Below are 16,016 nucleotides of genomic sequence, written 5' to 3' on the forward strand. Positions count from 1 at the left end.
TAAGCCAGATGGTGGGCGCAACACGGCGTCTTGCCCGATCGCGCGCGGCATATGCTGCATTCTCGCCACATATTCGGCTTTGACTGCGGCGTGGCAACGCCGACTTTGACGCCTTTGCATGCATGAAACAGATGGATAACGATAAAATGAATTGATTTCCGTTCTCCCTAAAACCAAGTCAAGGATATTGGTAAGGCCAAAATGTGTGGCCAAATTAATGAGGGAGGAACCTGTGCGCACACTTACCATCGCGGCTTTGCTGTCGGCATCGATGCTGGCCGCACCAGCTGCCCTGGCCCAGGCCGCGGGCGCTGCGGACGCAGGTGGCGATGCCGTGCAGAACGGCGAGATCATCGTTACCGCGCAGCGCCGCAGCGAAAGCCTGCAGCGCGTGCCGGTCAGCGTTATGGCGCTGACCAAGGATGCGCTGGCGTCGCAGAACCTCAACGATCTGACCCAGATTGCCCGCGCTGCGCCCTCGCTGCAGGTGGGCGTGGACAATTCCTTTGCCGTGCGCGGCATCGGCACGCTGGCCTTTGCCGGCACGATTGACAGCAGCGTGGCCATCGCCATCGACGACGTGAACCTGGGCCGCCCCGTGCTCAACAGCCCGCTGCTCAACGATCTGGCGCGCGTCGAAGTGCTCAACGGGCCGCAAGGCCTGCTGTTCGGCAAGAATGCCTCGGCCGGCCTGCTCAACATCGTCACCGCGCGGCCCAAGCTGGGTGACTATTCCAGCTCGGCCAACCTCGAACTGCTCAGCCGCGACAAGCCCTCTGAATCGGGCAATGCCTTTGGCGTTATCGCGCGCGAGACGCTGAACATCCCGGTGACCGCCAATTCGGCGCTGCGGTTGAGCGGCCTTTATTCCTATCAGGAGCCGGCCACCACCCATGTCGGCGCCTATGCGCCCGGCTCGCGGCACGATCTCAATGCCACCAGCTTTTCCTTCAAGGGCAAATACCTGGCCGAGCTGACCGACCAGCTCTCGTTCTATGCCATTGGCGATTACAACGAAAACCACGGCATCGCCGGGATCTTCGACAACACTTATCGCCAGGTCGACGTAGCCAGCGTCAACCTGCCGTCGCTCAACTCTGTCGGGATCACGCCGGGCAGCCGCAATTTCCTGTTCGGGGGCGAAGCCAGCCAGTTCCGCGACATCAAGACCGGCGGCGCGCAGGGCCAGCTGTCTTATCGCATGGCTTCGGGCATCGAGATCAGCAATCTGTTTGCCTGGCGGTTCTATACCCAGAACCAGGCGGTTGACGGCGATTACCTGCCTGGCAACGGCTTGAACACCAATGCCTCGCAATCGCGCTATGACCAATATTCCAACGAATTGCGCGTGGCGCTTCCGGCCGAGAACCGCTTGAGCGGCCAGGTCGGTCTCTATTGGTTCAAGTCGAAGCTCGATCTGGCGCGCCAACTGGCCGGCAACAGCTACCTGCCGGACGCTGCCGTGCGCGGCTATCCCTTCTGCGTGGGTGCGGTTGCCGTTCCAGGCGCCAACCCGCCGACGTGTTCGCGGTCCAACGTGGCGCAGCTGGGCAGCGATCGCAACTATGTGCAGAACACGCAAAGCTATGCCGGCTTCGGCCAGTTGACCTACAAGGTGGTCGATGGGCTGCAACTGATCGCCGGTGGCCGCGTCACGCACGACAAGATCGACGTGGTCCTGTCGCAGAACCAGCTGAACTATTTCCAGGCGCTGGGCGGCCCGCGTGGCGTATTCTCGTCCAGCTACGCCAACACCGATTTCAGCTGGAAGGCCGGGGCGCAGTTCCAGGCGACGCCCACGATCATGGTCTATGGTTTCTATGGTCGCGGCTACAAGGGGCCGGGCTTCAACGATACGTTCCCCACCGCGACCGCCAATGTGGTGGTGCGCCCGGAGACCTCGCGCACGGCCGAAATCGGCGTGAAATCCAGCTTCTTCAACCGCAAGCTGACAGTCAACCTGTCGGCGTTCCACACCAAGTTCGACGATTTCCAGGTGCAGTCGTTCGACGCCACCCTGGCGACCTTCCAGGTGCAGAACGCCGCCAGCGTCACCTCGAAGGGGATCGAGGCCATGGTCATCGTGGCGCCGTTCACCGGCTTCACGCTGACGAGTTCGGCCTCGCTGCTGTCTTCCAAGTTCGACAGCTTTCCCGGGGCGCAATGCTATCCCACGCAAACGACCTATGGGTGCTCTGCCACCCAGTCCACCTTCAATGCATCAGGCCTGACCTTGCCGGCCGCGCCGCGCTTCACCTCCAGCATGCTGGCGCGCTATGAAGTGCCGCTGGAAGGAACGGTCAAGCCGTTCATCCAGGGCAACTGGTATCACCGCTCGTCGATCAACTACACCGTCAACCAGGCGCCCGGCGCCACGGTTGGCCAGATCGACGTGTTCGGTGCCAGCATCGGTGCGAAGCTGTCCAACCGCGTGGAAATCTCGGTGTTCTGCAAGAACTGTACGAACGAGATCAACCCGACCGCGATCGGCGTCGATTCGGGCGATTCCAACGCCCGCAACGCGCGCGGCCAGGCGACGCCGAAGCTGTCCTACACCCAGCAGTTCGGGCTGGATTCGGTGCGATCGTTCGGCCTCAACCTTGCCATGAACTTCTAAGCCATTATCCGGTCAAGGCCCCTGCAGCGCCATCGCGGCGCTGCAGGTTGGTATTATTCGCCCCAGATTTTCCGTTCCACGCCATCGGGATCGCTCACCAGGGCCGGCACCTGGTCCAGCACCATGGTGGCGTGTGCCCCGGCGTCATAGCCGTGCCAGGCGGGAAGCCCTGGACCGGCCGGTGCCTGTCCCTGCACAAAGCGCACCATCGCCCCGTGCATGCCATCGGCGAGCGGCTGCTCGGCGACCGAAAGGCCAAAGAACTGCGCCATGCCCGGCGATGTCAGGTGATCGAACGTGAACGGCAGATCAAGCACGTGGGGGCTGTGGCCCTTGAACGGCCCACCCGGCGCCGGAAACGCCAGGCGATAGCGCCACACCGGCGCGCCGCTTTGCGCATGGGCCATCGCCAGGCGCAGGCATGGCATGCCGTATTCCTCGGCCGTGATCAGGCGCCAGTGGCGCTCTGCCGTGGAAAGATCGGGAAAGGCCTGGGCATAGGCGGCATCGCGCGCCACCATCTCTGCGACCGTGGCATTGGACAGCGCCTGGGGCTGGATCGGCCCGGCGGCCTGTTCGGCATTGAGGAACAGGCGGCTTTCATCGGCATTGCTGCCGATCAGCAGCGGCACGCGCGGCGCGTTGCCGGCGCGCAGACGCGCCAGCGGCACCAGCGGCAGCGCCTGGCCATCGACCACAGGGCGGAACGGGAAGTTGCGCGGCCAGGCCGATCGCGCCGCGGCCTGCGCGGCCAGCAACTGGTCGGTCGTGGCGGTCAGCAGGCGATCCGCGCCGCCGAGCTTGGCCACGAACAGGCGGGCAAATTCCTGCGCTTCGGCCAAGGTGTGCACGGTCTGGCCGCCGCCGCTGAAGATCGCGGCGCGGGTATAGAGGCCATCGGCCATGGGCATGCCCATCAGCGTGCCGACGTTCTTGCCGCCGGCGGATTCGCCCGCGATCGTCACTCGCGCCGGATCGCCGCCGAACGCGGCGATATTGGCCCTGATCCAGCGCAGCGCCAGCACCAGATCGCGCATGCCGTTGTTGCCGCTGCCGGCATAGGCATGGCCCAGGGCTTCCCCGGTTTCCAGGAAACCAAGCGCACCAACGCGATAGTTGACCGTCACCGCCACGACGCCATCGGCGGCAAAGCGATCACCTGCTGTCAACGCCTCGCCGCTCCAGCCGCCTTCGTTGCCACCGCCGTGGATATAGACCAGCACGGGATGGCGCCCCGGCGTGGCCGGTGCCCAGATGTTGAGCGCCAGGCAATCTTCGGTCATCGTGCCGGCAAACGGCGTCATGCCGGGTTTTTGCGGGCAGACCGGCGCGGGCGCGGTGGCATCGCGCACCCCGGCCCAGCGCGGCGCCGGGCGCGGCGCGGCAAAGCGGGCGGCCTGGCCATAGGGAATGCCGGTGAACACCCGCACGCCGCCGGCCATCTGGCCGCGCACCAGGCCACTGACGGTGGCGATGGTCAGCCCATCGTGGGCCAGGGGAGCGCGGGCGAGGGCGGGCGCAAAGGGCGGCGCGAGCAGCGCACCCGCGCCGATCAGGCCCAGCGCCTGGCGGCGATCGATCGTGGTGGCGCGCATGGCTCAGTTCACCTTGGCGGCAAAGAGGGTGGCATAGGTTTCGCGCAGGGCCTTTTTCTGGATCTTGCCCATGGTGTTGCGCGGCAGTTCGGGCACGAACACCACGCGGCGCGGCTGCTTGAAGCGGGCCAGCTGCCCCTGCAACGCGCCCAGCACGGCTGCTTCGTCGAGCGCGGCATCGCGCGCCTGGACCACCGCCACCACGCCTTCGCCCATGTCGGGGTGGGGCACGCCGATCACCGCGCTTTCGGCGATGCCGGGGATGGCATCGATCAGCGCTTCCACTTCGGCCGGATAGACGTTGAACCCGCCGCAGATGATCAGGTCCTTGGCCCGGCCGACGATCGCAACATAGCCAGCCGGATCGATCACGCCCATGTCGCCGGTGATGAAGAAGCCATCGGGGCGCAGTTCCTCGGCGGTCTTTTCGGGCATCTGCCAATAGCCCTTGAACACGTTGGGGCCGCGCACCTCGATCCCGCCGACCGCGCCCTGGGGCAGGACAGCGCCGGTTTCAGGATCGGTGATGCGCAGTTCCACGCCGGGCAGCGGCAGGCCGACACTGCCGGGAATGCGCGGCCCGTCATAGGGGTTGGACGTGTTCATATTGGTTTCGGTCATGCCATAGCGTTCGAGGATGGCATGGCCGGTGCGCGCAGAAAATTCCTTGTGCGTTTCGGCCGATAGCGGCGCCGAGCCGGACACGAACAGGCGCATGTGCGCCACCAGATCGTGGGTGAACGCCGGCTCTGCCAGCAGCCGCGAATAGAACGTGGGCACCCCCATCAGCACGCTGGCGCGCGGCATCAGGCGGATCAGTTCGGCCACGTCGAACCGGGGGCACAGGATCATCGCGCTGCCCGCCGCGATGGTGATGTTGGTGGCCACGAACAGGCCGTGGGTGTGGAAGATCGGCAGCGCGTGCAGCAGCACGTCGGCTGCGCCAAAGCGCCAGTAATCCTTGAGCGTGAAGGCATTGGACGCCAGGTTGGCGCGCGTGAGCATGGCGCCCTTTGACCGGCCGGTGGTGCCCGAGGTGTAGAGGATCGCGGCAAGATCGCCTGGGCTCGCGGCATATGTGGCCAGATCGGGCGCGTGGTGGTTCAGGCCAGCAGCCAGCGTGCCTTGCTCATCGGCGCCCAAGGTCAGCCGCGCGGGCACGCCGATTTCGGCGCACAGCGCGGCCATGGTGGCATCGTCCTGCGGGCGATGGATGAACAGCGCCGGGCGCGCGTCTGCCAGGAAATAGCGCACCTCGGCGGCGGTATAGGCGGTATTGAGCGGCAGATAGACCGCGCCGATCGCCTGCGCGGCCAGATAGGTCAGCAGGGCCGTGGGGCTCTTTTCCACCTGAACGGCCAGCCGGTCACCCGGCTGCACCCCGGCGGCGCGGAACAGGCCGGCCATCTGTCCACAACGCGCCAGTGCGGCGCCATAGGTGATCGTCGAAAGATCGGGCAGGATCAGGAATGGCGTATCGGGGGCATCCAGCGCACGGGCCTGGAAAGTGGTGAAAAGGTCCTGCTCCATGCTCATCCTTTTGTGTGTCCGCGATATCGGCGCCGCGGCCGGTTCATATCCCGGCGGGGGCTCGGTGTGCTGTGTGGCACATACATGATGGTTGAATAGGCTTCTAGTGTATGCAAGATGTGTTGTGGAGAAAATTTGCGCATGCAGGATAATCCAATGAACCCCGTCGAGGAAGCGCCCGGCCTGCTCCTTTCCGAGCGGATCCGCATTGCCCTGGCCGACGAGATCACCGCCGGCAGCCTGGTCCCCGGCGCCACGCTGGATGAACAGCAGATTGGCGATCGCTTTGGCGCGTCGCGCACGCCGGTGCGCGAGGCGATCCGCCAGCTGTCTGCCGTGGGCCTGGTGGAAATGCGGCCCCGGCGCGGCGCGGTGGTCTCGGGCTTTACCACCCAGCGCATCATCGACATGTTCGAGATGAGCGCCGAGATCGAGGCCATGTGCGTGCGCCTGGCGGCCTATCGCATGAACCCGATGGAGCGCAGCCGCCTGGCCCAGTTGCACGAGGATTCGCTGGCGATGGTGGAGGCGGGCGATCTTGATGCCTATGACCGCCTGAACTGGTCGTTCCACCAGGTGATCTATGAAGGCACGCACAATGCCTTCATCGCCGAACAGGCCATGGCCCTGCGCGATCGCATGGCCGCGTTCCGCCGTACCCAGCTGCGCGAAACCGGCCGCCCGGTGCGCTCGCGCGCAGAGCATGGCGATGTGGTGGCCGCGATCATGCGCGGCGATGGCGAGGAAGCCGCGCGCTGCATGCGCGCGCACATGTTCAACGCTTCGATCGCGCTGGAGCGCTTTACCGCCAAGCGCGAGGAACTGGGCGGGGGCTGACGACACACAAGCCGCTGTTTTTCAAAAACGATAATCGGGAGAGGGCAAGGCGATGGCAATTTATGGAACGGCGCTTCTGGCGCTGTGCACGCTCCTGGGGGCGGTGCTGGGGGAATTGCTGGGCCATGTCCTGCATGTGAAGGCCAATGTCGGCGGGGTGGGGCTGGCCATGTTGCTGCTGATCGCGGCCAAGGCCTGGCTGGCGCGCCGTGGCAAGTTGACGCCGGGCCTGCGCCTGGGCGTGGAATTCTGGGGCCTGATGTATATCCCCATCGTGGTGGCCATGGCCGCGCAGCAGAATGTGCTGGCCGCGCTGGAAGGCGGGCCGATGGTGGTGATTGCCGGGATCAGCGCGGTCACCCTGTGCTTTGCCCTGGTGGCCGTGCTGGGCCGGGTGATGGGCGGCCGCCATGGGTGAGATCGTGCAAAAGATCCTGGCCGATCAGGGCTTGGTCTTGGCCTTTGCCGTGGTCGGCGGGCTGATGCTGGCCAGCGTGGCGGTGTCGCGCCATCTTACCGGCGGGCGCATCCACGCCAGTGCCATCGCCATCCTGGCCGCGCTGGCTCTGGCCTGGTGGGGCGGGGTCTTGACCGGCGGCAAGAAGGGCCTGGCCGATGTGCCGGGCCTGGCTGGGCTGGCGCTGATGGGCGGCGCGATGCTGCGCGATTTTGCCATCGTCGCCACCGCGTTCGAGGTTGACGTGATCGAGGCGCGCAAGGCCGGCTTGATGGGCGTGATCGCGCTGGCGCTGGGCACGATCGTGCCCTTTGCCGTGGGCGTGGGCCTTGCCTGGAGCTTTGGCTATCGTGATGCCGTGTCGCTCACCACGCTGGGCGCGGGTACGGTTACCTATATCGTCGGCCCGGTGACCGGCGCGGCGCTGGGCGCTTCGTCTCCGGTGATTGCCCTGTCGATCGCCACCGGCGTGCTCAAGGCCGTGTTGGTGATGACGTTCACGCCGATGGTCGCACGCCTGATCGGGCTCGACAACCCGCGCAGTGCCATGGCCTTTGGCGGGCTGATGGGCACGGTCAGTGGCGTGGCGGGTGGCCTTGCCGCCACCGATGCGCGGCTGGTGCCCTATGGCGCGCTGACCGCCACGTTTCACACCGGCATCGGCTGCCTGGTGTGCCCCTCGATCTTTTTCCTGATCGTTCGCGCACTGGCCTGACTGCGTATACAGCGCGGCATGGCTGGGTCGCCCGCCAGGTGTTTGACGCGCCGGGCTGGGCATGTCGTGCGCGCTGTGTGCACATAAATGCCACATCACCCAAAACTGGCATACACTATGCCGATCAGGGTTTGACAACGCCGTCAGCGTGAAATACAAAATTACGAAATAGCCGCATTCGGTATGCCCAATCGTGCAGCGAGCCACGAATCAGCATACAGAGCTTGCGCGGTGAACCGGGTTGAGGGTGTGGTGGGGGCAAAATCTGCCGGGGCCGAAGGCTGCCCGGCCGGCGCGTGCGCCTCCCTCATACCAGACATAGAAAAATGCCTGATGGGAGCAGACGCATGACAACCACCTTTGCCATGCCCACCGTATGTGGGCCGAAAATTTCCGCAGCGATTTCGCTGGGCGCGCTGGCGCTGGCCTTGGCCATGCCGGGCGCGGCACTTGCCGCTGCGCCAGCCGCGCCGGCTGCCCCTGCGGCTGACACGCCGCCCGCCGGCGTGACCGACATTGTCGTCACCGCGCAAAAGCGCAGCGAGCGCCTGCAGGATGTGCCTGTCGCGGTCAGCTCGGTCAGCGGTGACATGCTCAAGGCGGCAAACCTTACAAATATCACCGATATTCGCTTCCTGGCGCCCAGCGTGCAGTTTGCCGAATCCAACAGCGTGCGCGGCGAAGGCTTTGCCATTCGCGGCGTGGGTACGTTCGCCTTTGCCGATGGCACCGAACAGAGCGTGAGCGTGGTGGTCGATGGCGTGGTGCTCGGCCGGCCGGGCATGGGCACGGGCGATCTTGCCGATGTGGCGCAGGTTGACGTGCTGCGCGGCCCCCAGGGCATGCTGTTCGGCAAGGGCGGTTCGGCCGGCGTGGTCTCGATCTCCACCCGCAACCCGACCCAGAACTTCGAAGGCAGCGCGCGCGTGTCTTACGGCACCGACAACGAGACCAAGCTGGAAGGCGTGCTCAACGTGCCGCTGACCGAAAACCTCGCCTGGCGCACCACCGGCTATTTCAACCATCGCGATGGCTTCATCAACAATGTATACACGGGCCAGACGCTCGGCGGGCAGAGCGAGGGCGGCTTCCGCACCAAGCTGCTGTTCAAGCCGGACAGCGACCTGTCGGTGCTGGCCTCGTTCGATTGGGGGCACCATTCCTCGGCCTGCTGCCAGTCGGTGATTGTCGGCACGGTGGGCGCGGCGCCCAACAACTATGTGGTGCAGCGTCTGGCCGCCTACAATATCGTGCCCAGCCTGGATAACCGCGAAACCAATGTGGGCGGTCCGGTCTATCTCAACATGACGCAGTGGGGCGGCTCGCTGCAGATCGACAAGTCGATCGGCGATTACACACTCACCTCGATCACCGCGTTCCGCCGCTGGGTGCTGCATGACAACACCGACACCGGCTTTACCGATACGCCGTTCTTCCCGATCAACGGGGCGGATGAAGCGCAGCAGCAGTTGACCCAGGAACTGCGCCTGGCATCGCCCAAGCGCGGCCTGGTCGATTATGTGGTCGGCCTCTATTACTTCAACCAGAACCTCAAGGCGGCCTATCCGCAGCAGGGGCAATTGGGCCTGCCCGCGTCCACCGCGGTCTATAGCCGCAAGGCGCAGCCCGATATCCAGACGCTGAACTATGCCCTGTTCGGCCAGGGCAACATCAACCTGACGCCGCAGTGGAAGCTGATCGTGGGCGGGCGCTATACCCACGATGACCTGACCATGATCCGCTACAACCGCACGCTGGTCAGCCCCACCGACAATGCGTTCCCCGGCGCACCGCCGCTGTCGTTTGACCAGACCACCTATCCCAGCAATCGCAAGGCCGACAATTTCAGCTACAAGCTGGGCACCGAATACAAGATCACCCCCGATGTGATGACCTATTTCACCTATTCGCGGGGATACAAGGGGCCGGGCATCGGGCTGGTCAGTGGCTATCTGCTGGGCCAGCCGCTGTTTTCCAACCCGGAAATTCCCACCAACTATGAAATTGGCCTGAAAACCGCGTGGTTCAACCGCCGCCTGGTGTTCAACATCGATGCCTTCACCACCGACATCAAGGATTTCCAGACGCAGATTTCCACGCCGTTCATCTTCAACGGCACCAACCTGGCGATCCTGCAGATTGCCAATGCCGGCAAGGTGCGCTCGCGCGGGATCGAAATGGACTTTTCCGCGCGGCCGACCGACCGGCTGACGATCAGCGGGAACGCCGCCTATATCGATGCCAAGTTTGCCTATTTCCCCAACGGCACCTGCAACTATCCCACGCAGCCCGGCTGCTTTGTCAGCACCACGATCCCCGGCACCACCACCACGGTTCCGGCCACGCGGTTCTTCAACAACACCGGCAACGTGCTGCCCAACAGCCCCAAGTTCACCTATTCGCTCAACGCCAATTACGACGTGCCGGTGACCAGCGAGATCACCGGTTTCATCAAGGCGAACTACAACTATCGCAGTTCGGTGAACTTCAGCGCCAATGGCGATCCGCTGACCTATCAGCGCGGCTATGGCATTGCCGGTGGCCAGATCGGCGTGCGCGATGCCGATGGGCGCTGGAACGTGGCGGTGTTTGCCCGCAACCTGTTCAACACCCGCTTCGTCACCGCGATCAGCAACAACGGCAGCTATCAGACCGCGTGGCTGACCGCACAGGCGATGCGCACCATCGGCGTGCTGGGCGACGTGAAGTTCTAAGCGGCCAGCCGCGCGCGGTTTTGCGGAATCGCGCGCGGCGGCCCTTGGCTCAGGCGGTGTGCTGGCCGGGCTGCACATCGCCGCTGGGCAGGATCGCGTCGGCCTCGCCGGCTTCCTCGTATTCGTGGGGGAAGCGCCGCTTGTGGCGGATCGAGGCATAGAGTGAGGCACCGATGATCACCGCGCCGATCAGGCCGGTGACGATCTCGGGCACGTGCACGCGGATGCTGATCAGCATGATCACCGCAAGCGCGACGATGGCATAGAACGCGCCGGGTTCGAGAAAGCGAAACTCGCTCAAGTGCCCGCCCCGCACCAGGGCCACGGTCATCGAGCGCACGAACATCGCGCCGATGCCCAGGCCCAGTGCGATCAGCAGGATATCGTTGGTGATGGCAAAGGCGCCGATCACCCCGTCGAACGAGAACGAGGCATCGAGAAACTCGAGATAGACGAACGCCGCCGCGCCCGAGCGGACCACCTTGCCGGTGGCAGCATCTTCTTCGCCGCCCATCAGGTCACCGAATTTCTGGACCGCGAAATAGGTTGCCACGCCGGCGAGGCCCGCGATCAGGAACGTCTGCTGTTCGCCCGGGTGCAACCAGAACGAGAGCGCGCCAACCACGATCGCGGTGACCAGATAGGGCGCCAGGGGCAGCCGCGCGAAGGCCGCCAGCGGCCGTTCGATCAGGCCGATCCAGTGATGCTCGCGGTCGGTATCGAAGAAGAACGAGAGGCCCACCAGCATCAGGAACGCGCCGCCAAAGCCGGAAATGCCCACATGCGCGCCGGTCACGATCGCTTCGTAGCGGGCATGATCGGCAATCGCGATGCGCGCCGCTTCCCAGGGGGAAACCAGCGCGGCGACCGAGACGATCAGGATCGGGAAGACGATGCGCATGCCGAACACGGCGATGATGATCCCCCAGGTCAGAAAGCGGCGTTGCCACAGCGGGTCCATGTCCTTGAGAATGGACGCGTTGACCACGGCGTTATCGAGGCTGAGCGAGGTTTCCATCACGCCGAGCACGCCGGCGATGAACACCATCGAGAGCGCCGGGCCGATCAACCCGGTCTCGACATAGCCGAGCACGCCGGCGAGGATCAGGCAGACGACCGTGAAGATCATCGAGCCGCGAAAGGCTTGCATGGGAATGACGCTTTCTTGTTGCACTATTGGGTCCCGCACCGGGCGGGCCGGCACGCGTGCTGCGTTAACGGATCGCTGGCGCGGCGCCAACCAACGCTTCACCATGAAAAAAGGCGCGGGTGCCGAATTGTCCGGCACCCGCGCCTCACGCGGTCCTGCTGATCGCGCGCGGTGCGCCGATCAGAAGTTCTTGGTCAGCGAGATCTGCACCGTTCGGGGCAGCGCGCCAAAGCCCATGAGATCGGCATGCAGCGCATTGGCCGTTCCGGTGCCGCTGCCGGTGAGCGGCGCATCGACGCCGCCGTTGATATACTGCTTGTTGGTCAGGTTCTTGCCGATGATCGCCACTTGCCAGTTATCGTCCGTGGCGCCCAAGCGCAGGCCTACGTCGAGCACGGCATAGGCGGGATTGCGCGAGAACTGCTCGCCAAAGCCGGAGACGAGATACGACGCGCTGTAGCGCGTATCGATGTTGAGCCCGGCCTTGAGGCCATTGCCCACCGGCGTTTCATAGTTCGCGCCCAACGTGCCGGTCCAGTGCGGGGCCATGCCCAGCGGCTGGCCGGTCAGGTTCTGGCGCGCGCCGGTGCCGCCTGCGGCGATCGGGGTGCCGGCGGTGGTCAGGTTGCAGCCTTCGGCAATGCTCTGCCCGCCAAAGCACGGGGCGACGGGGAAGTTGCTGTATTTTGCATCGTTGTAGTTCATGCTGCCATGCAGGTTGAGGCCCGAAACCGCGCGCGGAGCAAATTCGAACTCCAGCTCAACCCCCTTGGTCGTGGCGTCGGCCGTCAGCGTCTGGAACGCCACCTTGACCGAGTCGAAATAGTCGGTCTGCAGGTTCTTGTATTTATAGGAATATAGGTTGAGGTTGAGGCGCAGCTGGTGATCGGCCAGCGTGCTCTTGATGCCGCCTTCAAAGCCCTGCACGGTTTCGGGATTGAACACGAAATCCGCCGCCGGGTTGGCCGAGGCGAGCGAATAGATCCCGCCGTTGGAGAACCCGCCCGACTTGTAGCCCGTCTTGTACGAGGCATAGACCATCACGTCTTGCAGCGGCTTGTAGGTCAACGAGAAATCGGGCGACCAGTTGTTGAACACCTGATGCGCGGTAACCTGCGAGCCGGCCCCCATCGGCCACACGCCGATGAACGTGGGGCTGGTATAGGGCTGGATGAAGAAGCTGTCCTTGGTTTCGTGGGTATAGCGCACGCCGGCATCGAATTCGACCTGGGGCACGATCTTCCAGATCGCCTGGGCAAAGCCGGAAATGGTCTGCCCGCGGGTATAGCTCGATTTGGTGCCGTCCTGGTACTGGTTGATGCCCTGGCTCGGGATATTGTTGTAGCTGTAGCTGACGAACTGCGCGAAATCGCGGCGGGTCTTTTGATAGAGCACGCCGGCCATCAGGTTGACCGGGCTGTCATAATGCGTGAGCGCGCGCAGCTCGTTGGAAAAGGCCTGCCAGCTGGAATTTTCCGTGGCCCAGACCGAGCTGGCGCTGGAATTGAATTCGCACGCGCATAGCCACTGGTTGTTGTTCCAGTTGTAGTTGGTCACGTTGGTGATCGTGACCTTGTCGAGATCATAGTTGAAATTGTTGGTGACGGCTGCGGATTTGTAGCGGTTGTAGAGGCTGCCATCGCCGGCATAGGGAAAATTCTTGGCCACTTCGCTCGGCAGGTTGTTCTGGTGCGTCACGAAGTTGTAGCCGCAGGTATAGCCGTTGATCTGCGTCTTTCCGGTGGGGCAGTTATAGGCCACATAGTTATAGCTGGAATTGTTGGCCTTGTTGTAATCGAACGAGGCTTTGAGCGTGTCGGTCAAGGCGCTGCTGGGTTTGTATTTCAGCGTTACGCGGCCGAGGAATTCGCGGTTGCCCGGCTGGTTGCTGCTCGTGGGATACGAGGTGTAGGTCGGGCTGGGCGTGGGCGAGAGCGGATAGGTGATGGCAAAGGGCTGCGACACGTTGTCATAGTATCCGCCCCAGGCCTTGGTGCCGCGCACCGCCACGCGCAGGCCCAGGTCATCGGTCAGCGGGCCCGATGCCACGCCTTCGAGTTGTGCCTGCTTGGCCTTGAATTCATAGCTGGCCTTGGTGCGGAACTGCCAGGTGGGGGTGGGATCGGCGGTCTTGATCGAGATGACCCCGGCCGTGGCGTTCTTGCCGAAGAACAGCACCTGCGGGCCCTTGAGCACTTCCACGCCGGCCAGGTCGAAGAACCCTTCTTCCAGCACGCGGCCCTGGCCGTAATAGACCCCGTCGACCACGGTTGCCACCGATTGCTCGATTCCGATCGAGGTGGAGGACGAACCGATGCCGCGCAGCGCGATCTGCGCGGCCGATCCGTTGGAGGCGTGGCCCACGGTAAGGCTGGGCGTGGCGGCGGCGATCTTTTCGATGCTGGTGATGTCACGCTGCACCAGGGTCTGCGCGGAAATGGCCGTGACGGCGACCGGCACCGACTGTGCGCTTTCCACCCGCTTGCGCGCGGTCACGATGATTTCGGCAAGGCCGCTTTCGTGTTCGGCGGCAGGCGGTGCATCGGCGGCTGCGGGCGGTGGCGCTTCGGCGGCGAGGGCGGCGGTGAACGGGGCAAGGGCCAGCGGGCCAAAGGCGGCCGCAGCCATCAGGCGATGGGCTTTGCGAGGCATGGTACTCTCCCTGGCGAGCGCTGTGGTGCGCGTCTGTTGTGCGTGGCTGGGGTATGGTTGAACTGTTCTGGTCCCAAGCCTTGAGGTTAAGCCACGAGCACCGCGCCGCCCCTGCCTCCGACAATGGATAGGCCTAATCCTTTGACTAGGTGGCGTGAGCCCGGCGCAGCGGGCAGCACATCGGCCAACGAACCGAGAGGATGATGGCTGGCCATGGCGCAGAACCGCTTCTGGAGATTGGATGCGCGCCCGCAGGGCCACGATTTCGCCAACGCCCTGTCGCTCTGCACCGAAACGCTGGCGCCGCTGGGCGATGGCGAGGTGCGGATCGCGGCCGAATACCTGTCGATGGATGCCGGCACGCGCATGTGGATGAGCCCGCGCACCGATGGCTATCAACCGCCCCTGCCGCTGGGCGCCAAGATGATGGGGGTGGTGCTGGGCCGGGTGTGCGACAGCCGCGATCCGCGCTTTGCCAGCGGCACGCTGGTGCGCGGCTTTGGCCAGTGGGCGCAGTTCAGCACTGTGATGCCCGATCCCGCCGGCCTGCTGGCGGTGGACGATGACGTGGCCGATATCCGCCAGCATTTCGGCGCGCTGGGGATGAATGCCTGGACCGCTTATGTCGGCTTGGCCGAAGTGCTGGACCTGGCCGCCGGGCAATGGCTGGTGGTTTCGGCCGCCGCCGGGGCCACGGGCAGCCTGGCCTGCCAGATCGGGCGCAACCTGGGGCTGCGCGTGATCGGCATTGCCGGCGGGCCGGACAAGTGCCGCTATCTGCTGGAAACCCTGGGGGTTGACCAGGCGATCGACTACAAGAACGAGGATGTCGCCGCCCGCCTCGCTGCAGTCGATGGCGGAGTGCACGGCTATTTCGACAATGTCGGCGGCCCGCTGCTCGATGCGGTGCTGCCCAACATGGCGCATTATGGCCGCGTTGCGGTATGCGGGCTGGTGGCAGGCTATGATGCCGACAAGCCGCTGCCCGGCCCGGCGCGGTTTGACCAGATCCTGATGCGTCGGCTGCGCGTCGAAGGCTTTTTCATTCCCGATTTCCTGCATCGGGGCGCCGAATTCATGCCGCGCCTGCGCGCCTGGTTCGACGCCGGCAAACTGGTGGCGACGATCGATGAAACCGTGGGCCTGGAAAACACCCTTATCGCCTATGATCGCATGCTGACCGGCAAGAGCCTGGGGAAAGTGGTGGTGAAGCTGTGACGCAGACAAGGCTGGCCACCCTGGCCGATCCCCTGGCCGATTACGTCGCGCGGCGCGACATCACCGATGCGCTGCACCGCTATATGCGCGGGCTGGACAGGCTGGACGAGGCACTGTTCCGCAGCGCGTTCCACCCCGATGCCCAAATCGATTGCGGCGTCTATGCCGGCGATCTCGATGGGTTCGTGACTTTTGCGTTTGGCTTTCTGGGGCAGATGCAGGCCAGCCATCACATGCTGGGGCAAAGCCGCATCGCGATCCACGATACCGCCCGCGCCAGCGGGGAAAGCTATTTCCAGGCGTGGCACGGTATCCGCGACGCCGATGGCGCTCCGCGCGATCTGTTCATCGCTGGCCGCTATATCGATGCCTATGCCTGCCGCGACGGGCAGTGGTGCATCGTGCGCCGTACCCTGATCAGCGAATGGGCGACCGATATGGCCGCCACCGGCCAGGCGCACATGAATGCACCGCAAACCCTGCGCAGTGCGCGCGGCGGCCACGATCTCTCCGACAGGCCCGCCTGGTAGG

General features: G+C 64.6%; 11 protein-coding genes. 7 read left to right on the forward strand and 4 right to left on the reverse strand.

Going from position 1 to position 16,016, the window contains the following annotated elements:
* Positions 1 to 232: 232 nt before the first annotated feature.
* The gene (locus SCA01S_RS13985; protein ID WP_062786575.1) at positions 233 to 2,617 is read left to right on the forward strand and encodes a TonB-dependent receptor; all 2,385 of its coding nucleotides are present in this window, start codon (positions 233 to 235) and stop codon (positions 2,615 to 2,617) included.
* A gap of 53 nt (positions 2,618 to 2,670) precedes the next feature.
* Here SCA01S_RS13985 and SCA01S_RS13990 read toward each other — a convergent pair whose 3' ends face one another.
* Positions 2,671 to 4,212 (reverse strand): carboxylesterase/lipase family protein, encoded by a 1,542-nt coding sequence (locus SCA01S_RS13990; protein WP_062786578.1) that lies wholly within the window; start codon positions 4,210 to 4,212, stop codon positions 2,671 to 2,673.
* Positions 4,213 to 4,215: 3 nt separating this feature from the next.
* Positions 4,216 to 5,742, reverse strand: a complete 1,527-nt coding sequence (locus tag SCA01S_RS13995) for a malonate--CoA ligase (RefSeq protein WP_062786820.1) — start codon at positions 5,740 to 5,742, stop codon at positions 4,216 to 4,218.
* Positions 5,743 to 5,898: 156 nt separating this feature from the next.
* Here SCA01S_RS13995 and SCA01S_RS14000 point away from each other — a divergent pair, with 156 nt between their 5' ends.
* The 4 genes from SCA01S_RS14000 to SCA01S_RS14015 all read left to right on the forward strand — a co-directional run bounded on the left by SCA01S_RS14000 (position 5,899) and on the right by SCA01S_RS14015 (position 10,465).
* A complete protein-coding gene (locus tag SCA01S_RS14000; RefSeq protein WP_022674637.1) occupies positions 5,899 to 6,579 on the forward strand; it encodes a GntR family transcriptional regulator in 681 nt (226 codons plus the stop codon).
* A gap of 52 nt (positions 6,580 to 6,631) precedes the next feature.
* Positions 6,632 to 6,997 (forward strand): malonate transporter subunit MadL, encoded by a 366-nt coding sequence (madL, locus tag SCA01S_RS14005; protein WP_062786580.1) that lies wholly within the window; start codon positions 6,632 to 6,634, stop codon positions 6,995 to 6,997.
* Positions 6,990 to 7,751 (forward strand): malonate transporter subunit MadM, encoded by a 762-nt coding sequence (madM, locus tag SCA01S_RS14010; RefSeq protein ID WP_062786583.1) that lies wholly within the window; start codon positions 6,990 to 6,992, stop codon positions 7,749 to 7,751. Before madL ends, madM begins: the two co-directional genes overlap by 8 nt.
* 347 nt (positions 7,752 to 8,098) lie before the next feature.
* On the forward strand, positions 8,099 to 10,465 hold the full coding sequence (locus SCA01S_RS14015; protein ID WP_062786586.1) for a TonB-dependent receptor: 2,367 nt from the start codon (positions 8,099 to 8,101) through the stop codon (positions 10,463 to 10,465).
* Between the two features lie 49 nt (positions 10,466 to 10,514).
* Here the strand turns inward: SCA01S_RS14015 and SCA01S_RS14020 are convergent, their stop codons facing one another.
* Both SCA01S_RS14020 and SCA01S_RS14025 read right to left on the reverse strand, forming a co-directional pair.
* A complete protein-coding gene (locus tag SCA01S_RS14020) occupies positions 10,515 to 11,615 on the reverse strand; it encodes a DUF475 domain-containing protein (RefSeq protein WP_022674641.1) in 1,101 nt (366 codons plus the stop codon).
* A gap of 180 nt (positions 11,616 to 11,795) precedes the next feature.
* Entirely contained in the window at positions 11,796 to 14,267 is a 2,472-nt protein-coding gene (locus tag SCA01S_RS14025) for a TonB-dependent receptor (RefSeq protein WP_245652623.1), read from the reverse strand.
* A gap of 213 nt (positions 14,268 to 14,480) precedes the next feature.
* Between SCA01S_RS14025 and SCA01S_RS14030 the strand changes: the two genes are divergently transcribed.
* Positions 14,481 to 15,485: an NADP-dependent oxidoreductase gene (locus SCA01S_RS14030; RefSeq protein WP_062786591.1), complete on the forward strand. Its 1,005-nt coding sequence runs from the start codon at positions 14,481 to 14,483 to the stop codon at positions 15,483 to 15,485.
* Entirely contained in the window at positions 15,482 to 16,015 is a 534-nt protein-coding gene (locus SCA01S_RS14035) for a nuclear transport factor 2 family protein (RefSeq protein WP_233250817.1), read from the forward strand. Before SCA01S_RS14030 ends, SCA01S_RS14035 begins: the two co-directional genes overlap by 4 nt.
* The last annotated feature ends 1 nt before the right edge of the window (position 16,016 follow it).

Source organism: Novosphingobium capsulatum NBRC 12533 (genome assembly GCF_001598375.1).
GTDB lineage: Bacteria > Pseudomonadota > Alphaproteobacteria > Sphingomonadales > Sphingomonadaceae > Novosphingobium > Novosphingobium capsulatum.

Coding starts and splice junctions, on each gene's coding strand:
- SCA01S_RS13995 (WP_062786820.1), bottom strand. CDS start 5,742: ATGGAGCAGGACCTTTTCACCACTTTCCAGGCCCGTGCGCTGGATGCC.
- SCA01S_RS14020 (WP_022674641.1), bottom strand. CDS start 11,615: ATGCAAGCCTTTCGCGGCTCGATGATCTTCACGGTCGTCTGCCTGATC.
- madM (WP_062786583.1), top strand. CDS start 6,990: ATGGGTGAGATCGTGCAAAAGATCCTGGCCGATCAGGGCTTGGTCTTG.
- SCA01S_RS14025 (WP_245652623.1), bottom strand. CDS start 14,267: ATGCCTCGCAAAGCCCATCGCCTGATGGCTGCGGCCGCCTTTGGCCCG.
- madL (WP_062786580.1), top strand. CDS start 6,632: ATGGCAATTTATGGAACGGCGCTTCTGGCGCTGTGCACGCTCCTGGGG.
- SCA01S_RS14000 (WP_022674637.1), top strand. CDS start 5,899: ATGAACCCCGTCGAGGAAGCGCCCGGCCTGCTCCTTTCCGAGCGGATC.
- SCA01S_RS14015 (WP_062786586.1), top strand. CDS start 8,099: ATGACAACCACCTTTGCCATGCCCACCGTATGTGGGCCGAAAATTTCC.
- SCA01S_RS13990 (WP_062786578.1), bottom strand. CDS start 4,212: ATGCGCGCCACCACGATCGATCGCCGCCAGGCGCTGGGCCTGATCGGC.
- SCA01S_RS14030 (WP_062786591.1), top strand. CDS start 14,481: ATGGCGCAGAACCGCTTCTGGAGATTGGATGCGCGCCCGCAGGGCCAC.